Below are 17,493 nucleotides of genomic sequence, written 5' to 3' on the forward strand. Positions count from 1 at the left end.
GCCTAGTTGATCTGACAACAAATAACAAATGACCAATGACAAAACTAATTTTACCTATAGAGCTTGCTACCGAAATTGAGCCAAATTTACCATCAGATACAAAATTTGTCCGGGTAGATAGTGATGGTAATTTTGATGGCGATCCCAGTGATGCTGAAGTTTATCTCAATGGGTTTAAATTAAAACCCACAACTCTACATAAAGTCCTAGAAACTGCGCCTAAAATACGTTGGCAACAAACTCCCAGTGCGGGTGTAAATCATATTCTCACGCCCACTTTTTTAGAACACGATATTATCCTGACTAATGGCGCAGGGGTTCATGCGATTCCCATTTCGGAATTTGTCTTGAGTTTGATTCTCTATCACGCCAAGCAGTTACGAGAATTGCAAGCATCTCACGATCAACACGATTGGCGCAAAAGCTGGTTAGTACTGCCAGAATTAGCAAATTCTACTGTATTAATTCTCGGTACTGGAAATATAGGAAAAGCGATCGCATCTCGTCTCAAAGCATTCGGAACGAGAGTTTGGGGTGGTCGTCGTCGTCCGGAAGCGCTGCCAAATTTTGATAAAATTGTCGGTCAAAATGAATGGCACGCCTTGTTACCAGAAGTTGACTATCTCGTTGTCGCCACACCTCTGACACCAGAAACCAAAGCTTTAATTGATGAAGAAGTACTGCGATCGCTCCCTAATCATGGTTATTTAATTAATGTTGGTCGCGGTGCAGTTGTGGATGAATCAGCATTAACTAAAGCCCTCACTGAAGGCTGGATTGGCGGTGCAGCATTAGACACAGTTTCCATTGAACCCCTACCACCAGAAAGCCCTCTATGGTCGTTACCCAACCTCTTAATTACACCGCATACTTCCGCAATTTCCCCAGCATTAAAAGAGCGCATCGCCACCTTATTTCTGGATAATTTAGCGCGTTTCCGGAATGGTCAACCTTTACGGAATATAGTCAATAAACAAGCAGGATACTAATTTATACTTCACCGTCCTGATAGGACGAGTCCAGTTAGATGAGAATTTGAAAAAAGAATGCAACAGATTGTTGGGTATGGCAATGCCATGCCCTCTAGAATATTATTGATGTACTGCAAACATTATTTAAATTTATTTATTTCTTAGCTTGACCAACTTTTGTGGCTTCCGGCACTTCAATTAATTGCCCAGTTTTCACATCGTAAATATAACCATAAATAGGAATTTCTGGGGGAACTAACGGATGCAAACGAATCCTTTGCACATCTGCGTAAACACTTTGAGCCAGATCGTCAATAGTCAACCAATTGATAAACTTACCTTCATTTGATCCCGGACCAGATCCAATATCAGACCAACCAGTTTCATCTAGTTTGGCTGTTTTGAAGCTATTAGCAAGTAAGTTACCCATGATGTCATTCGTGAAGGTTTCCATCCCACAATTAGTATGATGAATAACAAACCATTCACGAGTCCTAAGGAGTTTGTAAGAAATCACCAAAGAGCGAATTGCATCATCGCTAGCACGTCCACCTGCATTGCGAATTACATGAGCATCTCCTTCAGCTAATCCAGCAAATTTAGCTGGATCGAGTCTCGCATCCATGCAAGTGAGAATTGCAAACCGACGAGCCGGGGGTATGGTGAGATTACCCTTATCGCCGAAGTTTTGCGTGTAAGTAAGATTAGCTGCCAGAACTTCTTCTACAATTTGGCTCATTTTTAATCTTTATAGGTAAGCACTTAATTCGCAAAGCAGAAGCTAAATTTCTATCTTATTTACCCTAGTTTGAGAAAATTATTTATCTAAACCACAGTAACTTGATAGGAATTTGCTATTTTACAAAGAGTAATTTGCCACAAATTGATATAAAAAGCAAGTTAGGGGACTCCAAAAAATCAATTATCCTGCTAAAAGTCATTGACGGTTGACCTTTCATATTGAATAGTCAACCGTCAAAAATACCAATGAAATATTTTTTTACTTCAGAAATGCTTTACCATTTCTGGTCAGGAACCCAGTTGAAGTTTTTATCTTTGACATCGATTTTCTTGGGAATAACTTTGAGTTCGTAGAAGCTATCTGCCATATTTTGTAAGCCTGAGAGAACTTCATCAGTTACAGGTAATACTTTGCGATCGCCTCCACGTTCCTCTACGATGTTCATTGTTGCTAAGTCAACTTTGTAGAGCTTGGAAAGTAGTTTAGCTGAATCTTTGTAGTTACTTTTCGCCCAACTACCTGCTTTTTCCAATTCTTGTAAAATTATTTTTACAATATCTGGATGATCGCGGACGAAATCGGGTGCAGCGTAATAAAATCCTGGGCTTTCTACAGCAGCTTTTTCGCCAAATACTGTAGTATTATCTGCCAATAAACGAGTACGCAGCTTACGTTCAGCTTCTGCAGTATAAGGGTCCCAAATTACCCATGCGTCAAAATCACCACGTTCAAAGGCTGGTAAGGCTTCAGCTGGCGTGAGATAGACAGGTTGAATATCTGTGTATTTCAAACCGACTTTTTCTAAAGCACGCACGATCATGTATTGCGAACTTGCACCTTTAGCAAAAGCAACTTTCTTACCTTTTAAATCAGCAAGAGTTTTAAGCGGTGAATTTTCTTTCACCAGGATGGCGGAACTTCTGGTACTACTGGTACTTGCAGCCACTCGCACAAAAGGTTTATCAGCAGCTTGAGCAAAGACGCTTCCTGTACCGCCGCCACCACCGAAAACAATTGCACCTACACCCATCCCCTCAAGTAAAGGTGCAGTCGAAGAAAATTCATTCCAGGTGACAGAAATACCTTGGGGTTGCAAACGCTTCTCTAGGCTACCTTGGGCTTTGAGGATATTCAGCAACGCCATCCCTTTTTGATGTCCCATTTTCAACACAGTTAACTTGCTGGCTTGGGGTTTTTCTGCTGGTGCATTCGCTGAATTACTGGGCGCGCAAGATGCGATCGCAAAACTCAAGCCTAAACCGATGACAAATAATAATGCAAATGAGCGAATTCCCGGTTGCTGAAAAGATTTCAACAACCTCCTCTGATTTATCCAACTAAAAAACTGATGTAGCCATTTCTTGAACATATATATTCCTTTGCTTACTGGCATATTGTGTGTATTTATTTCTCATTTTTAGAATTAAATTTATTTAAAATTATTAAAATATCAAGCTATTTTTCAGGTTATTAATACTAGAAAAAGGATACTAATGATTCATTTGATAATTCTTGATTGAACTAACGCGAATCATTAGTTTCCATGTGACGTACTTTGGTTGAAGCGGAAAAATAAATGCTGAGTAAGTTGGTACGTTGACTCCCCTACATTCAAATTTCTTAATTTAGATGGGGGAATAATGCTTACTTTCTATTTAATAGAAGTAAGTTGAGGATTAGGAATATCTAGCAAGTAGGAAAGTACTTCTTTGCGCCATGCATCATATATTGGTTCAATACCTTGGCTATTAGAACCATTAAAGTTTTCTGCATCTTGCCAGCGTTGTTTGATATAAGCAGCACGTCGCTTTTGAATTTCTTCATCTAATTCTAATAATTGTGCAGCTAGTTCAGCACGTTCATTAGACGAAGCTCGCTCAAATTTCTTACGCCACCAATTAGCAATTGTCACTCGATGAATTGCTTCATCATCACTAAATCTTTCGCTACTTTGTTGGGCTAATACTGCATCACCAATTGTTGATGTCAGCTTATTAAACCAAACTTGGGGCAAAATATGATGCTCATAATGCAGTTCCCAAGCAATAAATCCTAGCCAGTTACGATAGGGTACATCTTCGAGAAATTCCCAATGGCGTTCGGCTTCTTTACGGATATCGTCAATCGGATCGCGTCCAGTTAGAGCAATGACTCTTTCCCGAAAAGCGATCGCATGTGCGCCGTCATCACCAATTTGTCTACTCAAAATTAAATGCAAATCTGGGTCGGGAATCAATAAGATTGCCTTACTCGCAGCTTGCACAATAGACAAATCGTGACCACCAGTAGCAGCCCAATATTGATAGAAATGCTCTTTTTCTGCTTCTGTAATTGGCGGACGGCTGGGATGTTCGCGAGTTAATGGTACGTGTGGCGCGTGCTGACTAAAGAGTTTTTCCAGGTTTTCTTTTTCAAACTCTACACTCCAGCTTCGAGTTAAAGTTGCAGCCATAATAGGTTCCTTGAGATATTTTAGATTGCGTCCTAATCGTCAATGCTGACAAGTTTGGGTAACTGAGAAACTGGAATATCGAAGAAATAAGACAATACCTCTTGTCGCCAAGTATCATAAATTACACCTGTTCCCTCAACTTCAATCCCTAGCGCCCGACGGCTAACTTTTTCATGCTCTTTTAAATAGGGATTGCGACGGCGTTGGACTTCTTCGTCTGCTTCGATTACCTGTGCAGCTAACTCAGCTTTTTCCGTTGGCGAAGCTTTGTCAAATTTACGTAACCACCACTCTGCAACACCTGCACGGTGGAATGTTTCATCTGGGATAATTCTCGCTGTTGCAAAGCTAGAGGATTCTGGATCGTACAGCCTTGATAAACGGCGATTTAATGAACCAATGGCAACAATATGATGTTCATAATGCAGCTCAAAAGCTAAAAAGCCTAACCAGCCTCGTCGGGGTATATCTCCCATAAAATCCCAATGCTTTTGTACTTGCTTTTGGATATCGTCAATGGGATCGTGACCAAATAATGCTTCTACACGGCGACGAGTATTTTCTGCATGTGCGCCATCATCACCTAATTGGCGACTTAAAAATAACTGCAATTCTGGATCGGGAATTTTATCGATAACGTTAGCGACAACTTGCACAATAAATAAATCATGGGCTGCACCACCAACACGGAAATGGTAGAAATTTTCTAGTTCTTCGGCTGTGGCGATCGCTTTTGGCTCTTGCAAGCGCTTTTTCGGAATATGGGGCGCGTGTTTATCAATTAACCTATCAATAGTTTCATTTTCAAATTCAATTGTCCAAGCTGGACGAGTGATAATAACAGTCATATTTTGCTCCTGTGTGTGAGTTGTTCACTGATTTGGAACAGAGCCGAGTTAATCTGCCAATCTTGAATTTTTGTAACGCGAATTTATATGTTGTAATCTCGCGTCTGTTCTTTGTCTGTTCGTAAAATTTAATGATGTGTTGCACTATCTAAAATTTGTTGTCATCCACACATTTTCTGCAACTGTGGGATAATTCTTGGCTCATAATTAGTTAGGGTTTAAGAAAAAAGTGAGCCTAGTTGCTGGAATTTGAAATTTTACTCCCTTCTCTAGGCTCAGGCGGCATAACTGTTCAGAACCTTGGCAATCAGCGTTTGAAAGTAAATGTTTAATTTCTTAAACCATAAACTACGGTAATTTGACCAATAAACCGTAGTTTATAAATATGAGATTTGCATATATGGCGATAAAAAACAAGGGGTGAGATTTTCAAGCTTGCTTCTTGAGGTGAACTGTGGTAGGTTCATATTGCAGAAAATACAGTAGCTCGACTGATTTACCGTAGTTTAATAAAAAATGTTACTAACCTACTCCAAAGAGTTGCTGTGCTAGATAATTTCCTACCTAACTTTGGGTAAATAGTAATGAGCCGAAAGATTTTATTAATTCAGTGCGATCGCGTCTGTTAAGAAATTTCATCAAATAATTCTGCTAATAGTTTGACGGTGTAGTCATCTGAATCGTCACGCCTAATATATCAGGCTATTTCATGGCTGTATTTATTAAATAATCTTCTATTTATAGGAGTCGAAAATCATGGTGCAAACTTCCATCGTCCGCAATGGTACTCTCGTTAAACCACCAACCTTTACCTCCACAGAAGCAGAACGTCGTCATCGCAAAGAACGGTTAGCAGCAGCTTTACGCATTTTTGCCCGTTTAGGTTTTGCTCAAGGATTAGGAGGACACATCACAGCCCGCGATCCTGAACTTACCGATCATTTTTGGGTTAATCCTTTTGGGATTCATTTCAGCCGCGTGCGTGTTTCTGACTTAATCTTGGTGAATGCTCAAGGTGAAGTTGTTCAAGGTAATGGCGCACTCAATCAAGCAGCTTATGCTATTCACTCCCAAATTCACGAAGCCCGTCCAGATGTAGTAGCGGCGGCTCATGCTCATTCCTTCTATGGCAAAACTTGGTCAGCACTAGGTCGCTTAATCGATCCGATTACTCAAGATTCTGCTGTGTTCTATCAAGATCATGCTTTATTTGATGATTACAAAGGCATTGTGTTGGATACCAGTGAAGGAAAACGCATTGCGGAAGGATTAGGTAATAAAAAAGCGGCAATCCTCCGCAATCATGGATTATTAACAGTAGGACATACTGTAGACGAGGCGGCTTGGTGGTTCATTCGTCTAGAAGATGCGACTAAATCCCAGTTGCTAGCAGAATCCGTAGGTACACCCATTCCTATTGAGCATGATCTCGCTTTGAGTATTCAACAACGCAATGGTACTCATGAAGCAGGTTGGCGTGCATTCCAATATTTGTGGGATGAAATTACCCGCGATCAACCAGACTTATTGGATTGATAGCGATTGAAATTGGACTGACGTAAAAATCGCAGATAATCAAACCGCAGAGGACGCAGAGGACACAGAGTTTGAGAGGTTTTTTGCATCAGTCTTATGAAAATTAGGGACTGGAGAAAACTTTCCTCATCCCTAATTAAAATTATTTGTAGGAGAATTGATCGTGCCAGTAGAGTTTATTGGGTTAATCCGCACCAAACCTGCTTCGGAGTTAAACAGTTTACCGGGTAGTCTAGCGGATGATATTATTGACCCCGCCTATGTGCGTGAGTTTGCCCAAGCTCATGAACAAGGGGATTTTGATAAGGTACTAATCGGCTATAGCTCTAGTAGTCCTGATGGTTTTACCGTTGCTACCCATGCAGCTGCATTTACTGAGCGCTTAGGCTTTTTGATTGCTCATCGTCCAGGTTTTGTTGCACCAACTTTAGCAGCACGCAAAGCCGCTACCCTCGACCATTTCACCAATGGTCGGATTGCGGTACATATTATCACTGGCGGTAGTGATGCAGACCAGCAAAGAGATGGTGATTGGCTTGACCATGACAACCGCTATCGTCGTACAGATGAGTATTTAGAAATAGTCCGTCGTGTTTGGACAAGCGATACACCCTTCGATTACGAGGGTGAATTTTATCGTGTTAAAGATGCTTTCTCTGCCATTAAGCCACTGCAAAAGCCTCATATTCCCCTTTACTTTGGCGGTGCATCCGGCCCAGCCGTAGGAGTAGGAGCCAAGCATAGTAACGTTTATGCTTTGTGGGGTGAGCCTATAGCCGCAGTGAAAGAACGGATTGCTCAAGTTAAGGCTGCTTTACCTCCTGATCGCTCTATTCGCTTTAGTGTATCTCTGCGTCCTATTTTAGGTGTGACAGAAGAACAGGCTTGGGAAAGAGCCAGAAATATTTTAGGGCGGATTCAAGAACAACGCGGAGGTGCAAAAGTCGCGCCCCCAGCTAGACCACAGGCGGTAGGTTCGCAACGGTTACTGGATTTTGCAGCTAAAAGCGAGATTTACGATAAACGTTTATGGACACCGATCGCAGCTGCTACTGGTGCCGCAGGTAACACAACTGCATTAGTGGGAACACCGGAACAAGTTGCAGAAGCTTTAGTTGATTACTATGACGCAGGTGTCACTACATTACTAATTCGGGGCTTCGATCCGCTACCAGATGCCATTGATTACGGGCGGGAAGTTATTCCTTTAGTGCGGAAAGAAGTAGCAAAACGAGAACGCCAAGCTGTTACAGTTGGGAGATAAAAATTATGGTACAAACATCTACATCTAAAAGAACTGTTGAATTAATTACAGTTGATACTGCATTAGCCGCAGTCAAAGCAGGTTTAAAGGAAAGCCAAAATTTAGGTGCTAACGTATCTATTGCTGTTTACAACTCCCTTTTAACTTTGGTAGCCTTTGCACATGGTGATGATGCACCGCCTCACAGTGTGCAAACAAGCAAACGCAAAGCGCAAACAGCAGCTTCGATTCGTCGCCCTACAGGAACCTTTGCCGATCATTTGGCTGTAGCATTACCGTTAGCTTCGGGAAATTTGTTAACAAATCTCGGTGGAGGTTTACCTATTCGCTTTGGTGGTGATCATGTAGGAGCCATCGGTGTTGGCGGTGGTACTGTTGAACAGGATATTGCGATCGCCAAAGCCGCGTTAAGTGCGATCGGTGCAGAGCCAATAGATTAAATGGGCATTGGGCATTGGGCATTGGGCATGGGAAGATTGATTTTTATTGTTCTTTGTGAGCCTTTAACACGCATACTCAACAACGCCCAAACATTTATGCAAGAAGTCTATTAGTTATACCAATTTGAAAAAAGAATGCGATATATACACAACTTCAACGCCTTGCTCTGTCTGGATTCTTAATTTTGAATTTTGAATTTTGAATTGGTATTATCTACCCCATTTGAGCGATGATTCTTAGCCATTACCCTGGTTCCATTGTCGGAAGCGATCGCTTTTTGGCTCCGACAGATTTCCCCGACAGCCCTCTCTCTCAAGCATTAAAACAGCCTGTATTGTTGGGGTTATTTCTCCCCATCCAAGCAGGCGGTTGGAGTGCTTCTACATTACCACGCACTACCGACTGGAGCTTTGAATACAACAAGGATTTGGTGCTGAAAACTGAGGCGCTGGGTTTTGATTTAGTATTTGCGCTGTCACAATGGTTACCTAAAGGCGGCTATGGTGGTGTGTTCAATGGTCAAGCGCTGGATTCTTTTGTGACTACAGCTGCACTCACCAGCGTGACACAGAAGATTATGCTCATCTCTACCATTCATGTGTTGTACGGGCCGATTCATCCCTTGCACTTAGCTAAATATGGCGCAACACTCGACCATATATCAGGGGGGCGCTGGGGTATTAACGTGGTGACTGGACACCGCGCTGTTGAACATGAAATGTTTGGTTGGAATCGGATTGAGCACGATCATCGTTATGAACTTGCAGCTGAGTTTATCGAAGTACTGCAACGTTTATGGGGTGATAATGAAAATTTCTCATTTGAGGGTAAGTCCTCGTGGAAACTCAATGGTGCTTATGTAACGCCTAAGCCCAAATATGGCCGTCCGGTGCTAGTCAATGCGACAGGCTCAGATGCAGGTATTTCCTTTGCTGCACGTTATTCTGACATTGTGTTTATTACCAGCCCAGCAGGTTCAGATTTTGAGAGTGCCATTGAAGCATTACCCCCACATACTAAAAGAGTAAAGCAAGCTGCACGGGATATCGGGCGGGAAGTGCGGACACTCCTCAACCCGATGGTAATTAGCCGCGAAACTGAGCGCGAAACTTGGGAATATCACGATGCGATAGTCGCTCATGCTGACTCAGCCGCACCTTTAGGCTTTAGCAGATTTGATAGTGACGCACACGCTTGGAAAGGTCGCGTCGGTAGAGATGAACCAAAGCGGCGGGCTATTGGTGGTAACATCGAGGTCATTGGTACACCTGAGCAGGTAGTCGAGCAGTTTGTCCAGTTGAAAGAGGCTGGTATTGATGGCTTGCAGTTGAGCTTTTATGACTTTAAGCCTGATTTGGAATTTTTTGGCGATCGCATCCTCCCACTCATGAAGCAGGCAGGTCTGAGGGTATAAATTACCTATAAATTAACATTTACAACTGAAAATTTTACCTTGATCATCTGCATAGAAGTTAATACTTTCCTGGTGAAACAATCAGGATTTTAATTGATTAATTATTTTTCTATAAAAATTAAATAGAAAAATAATTATCCAATTTTTGCTATGTTGCCCAATGCTTGATAGGGGTAAATATTCAATCAAAAATCTCTTGATTTTGGTTAGTATATATGCAATTATAATTTTCAATACCATTAAATCTACTCGCTTATGGTAGTTAAATTGGAAGGGAATTTAACTACCATCTTATTTAATGAATTATCATATAAACTTAATTTATAGATGATTTATACAGCGTAAAGCACAGCTTTTTACGTCTCATGTTTAATGAAAGATTGGCAATATATTTTCCTAAATAAAATAATTTGCTTAATATTACTTTACTACTAGGTAATTAGTTTTTTAAATATTTAGGACTTACGCAAGTGTCACATTATTTTTCTTTTAGGCTGTCCAGCGTCTACCATCAAAAGTCTAAAAAATCTGAATTTTGACCCTTGACTCTTGACTCTTCAACCAGAAGATAGGTGTACCAGTTGCGTAAGTCCTGAATTTGTTCCTATCCGCTTTTCAATCTGCGAGGAGAGTAATCATATGAGGCTAAAACGCCGTGAATTGCTGGGTTTGGGTATATCAACAGCAGCTTTGGCAGCTTGCGGTAAATTGGCTAATTCTCCATCCAACACATCTAATAATACTACCCCTGTAGCAGCTAACACTGACGTGAGTTCTGCCAAATTGCGTCTAGGCTTTCAACCACCATACGTTGCTGTATATGCATTAAGAGAACAAAAGTTATTAGAGAAAGCTTTGGCAGAAAAATCAACTAGTGTTGAGTTTCGCCGGATGCTATCACTCAAACCAGTTACAGAAGCCCTATCTGCTAGCGCTATTGATTTGGGTTTAGGTGGTACACCAGTAGCCGCAATTGCATCTGGGCAACCTATTAAGATAATTACTTTAGTTGAACGTAGTCCTAAAACCCATGCTTTGTTAGTTTTACCTAATTCACCCATCAAAAAAATTGCTGATTTAAAAGGTAAAAAACTCGGTAATCCATCAGGAAAAAGCTACTATTTTGCAATTAGAGTATTAGAACGTGCTGGACTCAAAGATAGTGATATAGAATGGGTACAAATTGAAAATGATGCAGGTAGAGCTGCATTATTATCAGGTGCTATTGATGTTTGGGGTACATGGGACCCTTTTTATGCGAGTGCTGAAGTTGCAAAAGAAGTAGTACCCTTAGTTGATGGTGAAGGTTATCAGTTAAATTATGTAGCTTTATTTGGGCGAACAGATTATATAGAAAAGAATCCAGAGACTATACAAAAATTTTTGCAAGCCTATAAACAAGCAATATCTTGGGCAAAAGATAACCGTCAAGCAGCAGTAGATATTTTGGTTAAAGAAAATAAGTTATCACCACAGGCGGCTGATTTAACTTTAGGTCGTCGCAACCTGATATTTGAAGTTCCAAATGATGAGTATCGCCAAGAATTAATCAATCAGTCTCAATTACTGACTCGTCTAGGACTGATCAAACAACAGCCAAATTGGGATAGCGCAATTGATACAACGGTGGCTAAAGCGATCGCATCCTGAATCCGCCCAATTAGCATCCCAAATTGACAAAATTCACAGTAACAACTTTTAATACCACCTCTAAACCCAGCAATTAGCAATAAATGCTGGGTTTTTCCTATTTTTTAGGCGAATATCAAAATTTCAATTTTGCCAATCTTGTATACCTGCACCTAAATTCAGTGCCTTTGGACTGCTTGCTTTTTTTTAAAGCTTATGACATGATACTTAATACAAATAAACTACGTTAATTCGATAGACTTAATGTAGTTTTGACCTCCACGACTAGCAATTCCTGATTTTGCTCACTATTCGTTGGATTGGTTTAATTAAAAAACCTTTCATGCCTAATGTTTGGTTTGAGAAACAATAGGCATGATCAATTACCCTCTCAATTAGACTTGTCCAATTGAGCAAAAATTCCCTGACATTCAGTTCATCACTTAATTACACCTATTTGTTGACCTTCAAAAAGTTAGTTTGGAGAATTTTGTATGGCAGCTATAGCATTAAGCGTATCTACTGTTAAGCCTCTAGGCGATCGCGTTTTCATCAAGGTTAGTGAATCTGAAGAGAAAACAACGGGAGGTATTTTCTTGCCTGATAGCGCTAAAGAAAAGCCACAGGTGGGTGAAATTGTTGCAGTTGGCCCTGGTAAACGTCACGATAACGGCACCATTCACACTATAGATGTTGCCATTGGCGATAAGGTTCTTTACTCCAAGTATGCAGGTACCGACATTAAGCTAGGTACAGAAGAGTATGTCCTCTTATCTGAAAAGGACATCTTGGCAATTGTTTCCTAGTTGATTGCCATTAGTTATTAATCATTTTTACTCCACAAGTCAAAAAGCGAATAGTGAATCAATAATCACATTCGCAATTGATGAAATTACACAATATTTAGAGAGAACTTGCATCACTATGGCTAAACGCATCATTTACAACGAAAATGCTCGTCGCGCCTTGGAAAAAGGAATTGATATCCTCGCTGAAGCAGTAGCAGTTACCCTCGGCCCCAAAGGTCGTAACGTTGTTTTAGAAAAGAAATTTGGCGCACCCCAAATTGTGAATGATGGCGTTACCATCGCTAAAGAAATTGAATTAGAAGATCACGTGGAAAACACAGGTGTATCTCTAATTCGTCAAGCTGCTTCTAAAACTAACGATGCTGCTGGAGACGGTACTACAACTGCAACTGTGTTGGCTCATGCCATTGTCAAAGAAGGTTTGCGGAACGTAGCTGCTGGTGCGAATGCCATTGAAATCAAACGCGGTATCGACAAAGCCACAGGCTTTCTCGTGGACAAGATTAAAGAACACGCCCGTCCTGTAGAAGATTCTAAAGCGATCGCACAGGTTGCAGCTATCTCTGCTGGTAACGATGAAGTTGTAGGTGCTTTAATTGCTGAAGCCTTAGATAAAGTTGGTCGTGAAGGCGTTATTTCCTTAGAAGAAGGTAAGTCAGTCACCACCGAACTAGAAGTTACAGAAGGCTTGAACTTCGACAAGGGTTATATCTCTCCCTATTTTGCCACCGATGCCGAGCGCTTGGAAGCAGTATTCGATGAGCCTTTCTTGCTGTTAACAGATAAGAAAATCGCTTTAGTACAAGACCTCGTACCCGTACTTGAGCAAGTAGCGCGTGCTGGTCGTCCTTTGGTAATTATTGCCGAAGATATTGAAAAAGAAGCTTTAGCAACCTTGGTAGTTAACCGTTTGCGTGGTGTACTGAATGTAGCTGCTGTCAAAGCACCTGGATTTGGCGATCGCCGCAAAGCTATCTTAGAAGACATTGCCATTCTCACAGGCGGACAGTTAATTACCGAAGATGCTGGTCTAAGACTAGATGCTACTAAACTTGACCAACTCGGTAAAGCTCGCCGCATCACCATCACCAAAGATAGCACCACCCTCGTAGCTGAAGGTAACGAGCAAGCTGTCAAAGCACGGGTAGAACAAATCCGTCGCCAAATCGAAGAAACAGAATCTTCCTACGATAAAGAAAAACTGCAAGAACGTTTAGCAAAACTCGCAGGTGGTGTTGCAGTCGTAAAAGTGGGTGCTGCGACAGAAACCGAACTCAAAGACCGCAAACTACGTCTGGAAGATGCGATCAACGCCACTAAAGCTGCTGTAGAAGAGGGTATTGTTCCCGGTGGCGGTACAACACTGGCACATTTAGCCCCTGGCTTGCAAGAATGGGCAAAAACTAACCTAGTCAATGAAGAATTAACAGGCGCATTGATTGTATCTCGCGCACTGTCTGCACCTCTCAAGAGAATTGCTGAAAACGCCGGTCAAAACGGTGCAGTAATTGCAGAACGAGTCAAAGAAAAAGAATTCAACGTTGGTTATGATGCAACCACTGGTGAATTTGTAGATTTGTTTGAAGCTGGAATCGTTGATCCCGCCAAAGTAACCCGTTCCGCAGTGCAAAATGCTGCATCAATTGCAGGTATGGTACTAACCACCGAAGCCATTGTAGTTGACAAACCAGAACCGAAGGATGCTGCACCTGCTGCACCCGGTGGCGGTGGCTTAGGTGGCGATTTCGATTACTAATCCTGAATTGGTTGTAAAACAATAGGTTTTGGGTCTTTTGTAATCCTCAGGGGCGATCGCCAAATATTGCGATCGCCTCTTTACTTACGATTTTAGGGCTTACGCATACTCTACAAACTCTTGGCGTTCTTGGCGTCTTGGCGGTTCATTAATTTAGGCTTTTGGGAATTTTTGTGTAAGTCCTAGACTTCTCTTCCTTCTCTCTATAACCACCCATTTCCAGGTGACTCATAAAATATGTTTTTTCTCTGCGCCTCTGCGCTCTCTGCGGTTTAAAAATAATTTATCTAACCACAGAGACGCAGAGAACACAGAGATAAGAGATTAATTTGCAATATTTAATTTTGAAAACCTAATAATTAGGGTATCATATTATCTGAAATCTTATCTTTATCTATACTGTTTAAACTTGCTTGCCGACTTACGCAACCAAAAAACATGAAATCGACCCCCCCAGACTCATCTGCGGGGTTATTAATTTTGAATTCCCCAAACAGGGTGCAACTACCAACAAGGAGGAAAAACAATTGCTCACAGTCGATAGCGAAACAGAACTACAACTAACCGCCGATGTGCTGGTAATTGGTGGCGGGCCCGCCGCAGCATGGGCCGCATCAGCAGCAGCCGCCCAAGGTGTAAAAGTCATCATTGCAGATAAAGGCTATTTGGGTACGAGTGGAGCCGCAGCTGCCAGTGGTAATGGCATCATGGCCCCTTCTCCAGAAAATTGGGACAAAGTTGTATCAGAACGTTACCGCATTGGAAAAAACCTCGCTAATTTACGTTGGATTGAACGTGTCATTGAAAAAACTTGGCTAAGTTTGCCCCTAGTAGAAGATTGGGGCTATCGTTTCCCTAAAGAAAATGGGGAATCCGTGCGCCAAAGTTATTATGGCCCGGAATATATGCGGGTACTTCGCAAACACCTGTTGCGTGTGGGCGTGCAAATTCTTGACCAAAGCCCCGCTTTAGAACTGTTATTAGCTGAAGATGGCTCTGTAGCTGGCGCTAGAGGTGTACAAAGGCAAAATAATCGCACTTATACCGTTCGCGCTGGTGCAGTAGTTTTAGCAAATGGCGGTTGTGCATACTTGAGTAAAGCTTTAGGTTGCAATACCAATACAGGTGATGGACTGCTGATGGCTGTAGAGGCTGGCGGCGAACTCTCCAGTATGGAAGCTTCTAATCACTATGCCATCTCGACCGCTTTTAATGCCACAGTCACAAGGGGTGTTCCTTTTGGCTGGGCTAGTTACAGCGATGAAGCAGGTAACGATTTAGGCGGTTATATCAATGGTCGTCGCGATCCCGCATTCCTTCCCAATGCTCTCTTAAAAGGCCCGGTTTATGCTCGTTTGGATCGAGCTACGCCTGAAGTCAAAGCCGTAATTGAAAAATCGCATTTCATCGCGTATCTACCCTATAAAAAAGCTGGTATTGACCCCTATACAGAACGAGTACCTGTAACCTTGGTTCTAGAAGGTACGGTTCGGGGTACTGGTGGAATTCGGATTATCAATGATAGTTGCGGGACAAAAGTACCCGGACTTTACGCCGCAGGTGATGCAGCATCACGGGAATTTTTAGCCGGTTTAGCTTCTGGGGGTGGTGGCCCTAATGCTGCTTGGGCAATATCTACAGGACAATGGGCGGGAGAAGGTGCAGCAACTTTTGCGAAAAGTTTGGGCGATCGCGCTCATGAAAGAGTTGTGTATCCTGCTGGACAGGCGGGAATGCGTTCGCCGAAGGCGGAGCGTAGCGCCTCGCAATCTCTCACCTCGGAAACATTCGATAGTCAGGCGATCGTGCGTGGTGTTCAAGCGGAGGTATTCCCCTTAGAGAAGAATTACCTGCGTTCTGAGCAGAAACTACTAGATTCTCTCGCAAAATTAGAAACTTTGTGGCAGCAAGTACAAGAGAACCCGAAACAAGATACTGTGCGTGATATCGAATTTTCTCGCAGAGCTGCTGCGCTGACTGCTGTAGCAAGATGGGGATATTTTAGCGCTTTACATCGCAAAGAAAGCCGCAGCGAACATATTCGCATAGACTATCCCGAAACCGATCCCAATCAGCGTTATTACCAAGCCACAGGCGGTTTAAATAAGCTGTGGGTAAGACGGGATTGGATTACAGATGAGACTACGACATCACCAGTATTAACAACTCAAACTACAGCCTCAGTATCATGATCGAGCTTGTCAGCCATCAACTCTGCATTAATTGTAATGTCTGCGTTCAAGTTTGCCCTACCAATGTCTTTGACGCAGTTCCCAACCAACCACCTGCGATCGCGCGTCAGGAAGACTGTCAAACTTGTTTTATGTGTGAAGCATACTGTCCAGCAGATGCGCTCTATGTTGCACCCCAATCTCATACCAATGTTGCAGTCAACGAGGATGAGTTAATTGAAAGTGGGATTATGGGTGAATATCGTCGCATCTTAGGTTGGGGATATGGTAGAAAAAACAACAGTGAATTAGACACTGCTCATAAATTGCGCCAACTACCACGACCTTATCAAAGTTAGTTGACGTTTGACTGTTAATACCAATTTAATCTGAAGTTGCACATATCTAGATCCCCCTAAATCCCCCTTCAAAAGGGGGACTTTGATAAATGTTTTCTGATTCCCCCCTTTTTTAAGGGGGGTTAGGGGGGATCGAATTCTATGCAGCTTTATAAAGAATTAGTATAAAGATTTGAAACGAAATAATTTCTTTTGTCGTTTTTCATAAATGAAGCATCTTTGTGTCATTTTTGATTTGGATGGAACTTTAGTTGATAGCGAAAAGCTTTGTAACCAAGCATTTATCGATTTGCTACCTTTTATTAATGAATCAGTTGACAGTCTAATTTGTCGATATCGTGGCAGAAAATTAGCTTTAATTTTAGCGGATATAGAAATAAGATATAGCGTAAAGCTGCCGATAGATTTTGAAGCAACATATCGTCAAAAAGTGAATGAATTATTTGAATTTTATTTGCAGCCAGTAACAGGCGTTCCAGAGATGCTACAAAAGCTAGAATATCCTATTTGTGTTGCCTCAAGTGCGCCTATCGCTAAAATTCGTCAGGCTTTAAATGTCACAAATCTATCCCATTATTTTGGCGATAGCTTGTTTAGTTCTTATGAGGTATGCTCGTGGAAACCCGACCCAGGTTTATTTTTATACGCAGCTAAGAAAATGGGATTTCTGCCCGAATCTTGTGTTGTCATTGAGGATAGTGATGTGGGAATTCAAGCTGCAAATTCAGCCGGAATTTATGCTTTGAAATATTCAACAGAGGAGAAAGCAGAGACACAAAATAATGTGTTTTCTCATATGAAATATCTGGGAAAGCGGCTTGATAATATTTATGCGATGAAATGCGATCGCTCATAAAATAGCCCAGGATATGTAATAAGTTAATAGCTTTTGGTGACAGGGCATATCGAGAATCGTTGCCTGAATCAGGAATCCTTCTATTGCGATAGCCGATGATTTGTCAGGCTATATCAATGCCCGTAAACAAAGTTCTTGACTTATTTTTCCTTAAGAGGTAGGTTATCAATATTGCTTTAAATACGGTAAAACTATCAATATATAGTATGATGCAAATTTAAAACAAGATAAACTTTTTTAAAATA

15 protein-coding genes are annotated in these 17,493 nt (G+C 41.7%); 11 read left to right on the forward strand and 4 right to left on the reverse strand.

Annotation, left to right across the window (positions count from 1 at the left end; genetic code table 11):
• Positions 1-35 precede the first annotated feature (35 nt).
• Complete coding sequence (locus tag AACU25_RS18555; RefSeq protein ID WP_096578077.1) at positions 36-989, forward strand: D-2-hydroxyacid dehydrogenase; 954 nt, start codon at positions 36-38, stop codon at positions 987-989.
• Positions 990-1,125: 136 nt separating this feature from the next.
• On the opposite strand, the gene AACU25_RS18560 is transcribed toward AACU25_RS18555, so the two are convergent.
• The 4 genes from AACU25_RS18560 to AACU25_RS18575 all read right to left on the reverse strand — a co-directional run bounded on the left by AACU25_RS18560 (position 1,126) and on the right by AACU25_RS18575 (position 5,013).
• Positions 1,126-1,710, reverse strand: a complete 585-nt coding sequence (locus AACU25_RS18560) for a beta-class carbonic anhydrase (protein WP_096578079.1) — start codon at positions 1,708-1,710, stop codon at positions 1,126-1,128.
• Between the two features lie 277 nt (positions 1,711-1,987).
• On the reverse strand, positions 1,988-3,082 hold the full coding sequence (locus tag AACU25_RS18565) for an aliphatic sulfonate ABC transporter substrate-binding protein (RefSeq protein ID WP_096578081.1): 1,095 nt from the start codon (positions 3,080-3,082) through the stop codon (positions 1,988-1,990).
• A gap of 282 nt (positions 3,083-3,364) precedes the next feature.
• Positions 3,365-4,165 carry a hypothetical protein gene (locus AACU25_RS18570; protein ID WP_096578083.1) on the reverse strand — a complete coding sequence of 267 codons (801 nt, stop codon included), beginning with the start codon at positions 4,163-4,165 and terminating at the stop codon, positions 3,365-3,367.
• Positions 4,166-4,197: 32 nt separating this feature from the next.
• Complete coding sequence (locus AACU25_RS18575; RefSeq protein ID WP_096578085.1) at positions 4,198-5,013, reverse strand: hypothetical protein; 816 nt, start codon at positions 5,011-5,013, stop codon at positions 4,198-4,200.
• Between the two features lie 756 nt (positions 5,014-5,769).
• Here AACU25_RS18575 and AACU25_RS18580 point away from each other — a divergent pair.
• The 10 genes from AACU25_RS18580 to AACU25_RS18625 all read left to right on the forward strand — a co-directional run bounded on the left by AACU25_RS18580 (position 5,770) and on the right by AACU25_RS18625 (position 17,248).
• The gene (locus AACU25_RS18580; protein ID WP_096578087.1) at positions 5,770-6,549 is read left to right on the forward strand and encodes a class II aldolase/adducin family protein; all 780 of its coding nucleotides are present in this window, start codon (positions 5,770-5,772) and stop codon (positions 6,547-6,549) included.
• Positions 6,550-6,712: 163 nt separating this feature from the next.
• Entirely contained in the window at positions 6,713-7,813 is a 1,101-nt protein-coding gene (locus AACU25_RS18585) for an LLM class flavin-dependent oxidoreductase (protein WP_096578089.1), read from the forward strand.
• Between the two features lie 5 nt (positions 7,814-7,818).
• On the forward strand, positions 7,819-8,253 hold the full coding sequence (locus AACU25_RS18590) for a GlcG/HbpS family heme-binding protein (protein WP_096578091.1): 435 nt from the start codon (positions 7,819-7,821) through the stop codon (positions 8,251-8,253).
• Between the two features lie 230 nt (positions 8,254-8,483).
• On the forward strand, positions 8,484-9,668 hold the full coding sequence (locus AACU25_RS18595) for an LLM class flavin-dependent oxidoreductase (protein WP_096578093.1): 1,185 nt from the start codon (positions 8,484-8,486) through the stop codon (positions 9,666-9,668).
• 639 nt (positions 9,669-10,307) lie between these two features.
• A complete protein-coding gene (locus AACU25_RS18600) occupies positions 10,308-11,318 on the forward strand; it encodes an ABC transporter substrate-binding protein (RefSeq protein ID WP_096578095.1) in 1,011 nt (336 codons plus the stop codon).
• Positions 11,319-11,791: 473 nt separating this feature from the next.
• Positions 11,792-12,103: a co-chaperone GroES gene (gene groES, locus AACU25_RS18605; RefSeq protein ID WP_096578097.1), complete on the forward strand. Its 312-nt coding sequence runs from the start codon at positions 11,792-11,794 to the stop codon at positions 12,101-12,103.
• A gap of 118 nt (positions 12,104-12,221) precedes the next feature.
• The gene (gene groL, locus AACU25_RS18610; protein ID WP_096578099.1) at positions 12,222-13,862 is read left to right on the forward strand and encodes a chaperonin GroEL; all 1,641 of its coding nucleotides are present in this window, start codon (positions 12,222-12,224) and stop codon (positions 13,860-13,862) included.
• 527 nt (positions 13,863-14,389) lie between these two features.
• Complete coding sequence (locus tag AACU25_RS18615; RefSeq protein WP_321206763.1) at positions 14,390-16,054, forward strand: FAD-dependent oxidoreductase; 1,665 nt, start codon at positions 14,390-14,392, stop codon at positions 16,052-16,054.
• Positions 16,051-16,392 (forward strand): 4Fe-4S binding protein, encoded by a 342-nt coding sequence (locus AACU25_RS18620; protein ID WP_096578101.1) that lies wholly within the window; start codon positions 16,051-16,053, stop codon positions 16,390-16,392. Before AACU25_RS18615 ends, AACU25_RS18620 begins: the two co-directional genes overlap by 4 nt.
• Positions 16,393-16,600: 208 nt before the next feature.
• A complete protein-coding gene (locus AACU25_RS18625; RefSeq protein ID WP_096578103.1) occupies positions 16,601-17,248 on the forward strand; it encodes an HAD-IA family hydrolase in 648 nt (215 codons plus the stop codon).
• Positions 17,249-17,493: the final 245 nt, after the last annotated feature.

Origin of the sequence: Tolypothrix tenuis PCC 7101 (assembly GCF_963874875.1) — a bacterium.
GTDB classification, from domain to species: domain Bacteria; phylum Cyanobacteriota; class Cyanobacteriia; order Cyanobacteriales; family Nostocaceae; genus Aulosira; species Aulosira tenue.

What these genes read in the sequence shown, in the direction of transcription:
- AACU25_RS18590 (WP_096578091.1), top strand. Translation starts at nt 7,819, where the DNA reads ATGGTACAAACATCTACATCTAAAAGAACTGTTGAATTAATTACAGTT.
- AACU25_RS18575 (WP_096578085.1), bottom strand. Translation starts at nt 5,013, where the DNA reads ATGACTGTTATTATCACTCGTCCAGCTTGGACAATTGAATTTGAAAAT.
- groES (WP_096578097.1), top strand. Translation starts at nt 11,792, where the DNA reads ATGGCAGCTATAGCATTAAGCGTATCTACTGTTAAGCCTCTAGGCGAT.
- AACU25_RS18600 (WP_096578095.1), top strand. Translation starts at nt 10,308, where the DNA reads ATGAGGCTAAAACGCCGTGAATTGCTGGGTTTGGGTATATCAACAGCA.
- AACU25_RS18625 (WP_096578103.1), top strand. Translation starts at nt 16,601, where the DNA reads ATGAAGCATCTTTGTGTCATTTTTGATTTGGATGGAACTTTAGTTGAT.
- groL (WP_096578099.1), top strand. Translation starts at nt 12,222, where the DNA reads ATGGCTAAACGCATCATTTACAACGAAAATGCTCGTCGCGCCTTGGAA.
- AACU25_RS18565 (WP_096578081.1), bottom strand. Translation starts at nt 3,082, where the DNA reads ATGTTCAAGAAATGGCTACATCAGTTTTTTAGTTGGATAAATCAGAGG.
- AACU25_RS18595 (WP_096578093.1), top strand. Translation starts at nt 8,484, where the DNA reads ATGATTCTTAGCCATTACCCTGGTTCCATTGTCGGAAGCGATCGCTTT.
- AACU25_RS18580 (WP_096578087.1), top strand. Translation starts at nt 5,770, where the DNA reads ATGGTGCAAACTTCCATCGTCCGCAATGGTACTCTCGTTAAACCACCA.
- AACU25_RS18560 (WP_096578079.1), bottom strand. Translation starts at nt 1,710, where the DNA reads ATGAGCCAAATTGTAGAAGAAGTTCTGGCAGCTAATCTTACTTACACG.
- AACU25_RS18555 (WP_096578077.1), top strand. Translation starts at nt 36, where the DNA reads ATGACAAAACTAATTTTACCTATAGAGCTTGCTACCGAAATTGAGCCA.
- AACU25_RS18620 (WP_096578101.1), top strand. Translation starts at nt 16,051, where the DNA reads ATGATCGAGCTTGTCAGCCATCAACTCTGCATTAATTGTAATGTCTGC.
- AACU25_RS18570 (WP_096578083.1), bottom strand. Translation starts at nt 4,165, where the DNA reads ATGGCTGCAACTTTAACTCGAAGCTGGAGTGTAGAGTTTGAAAAAGAA.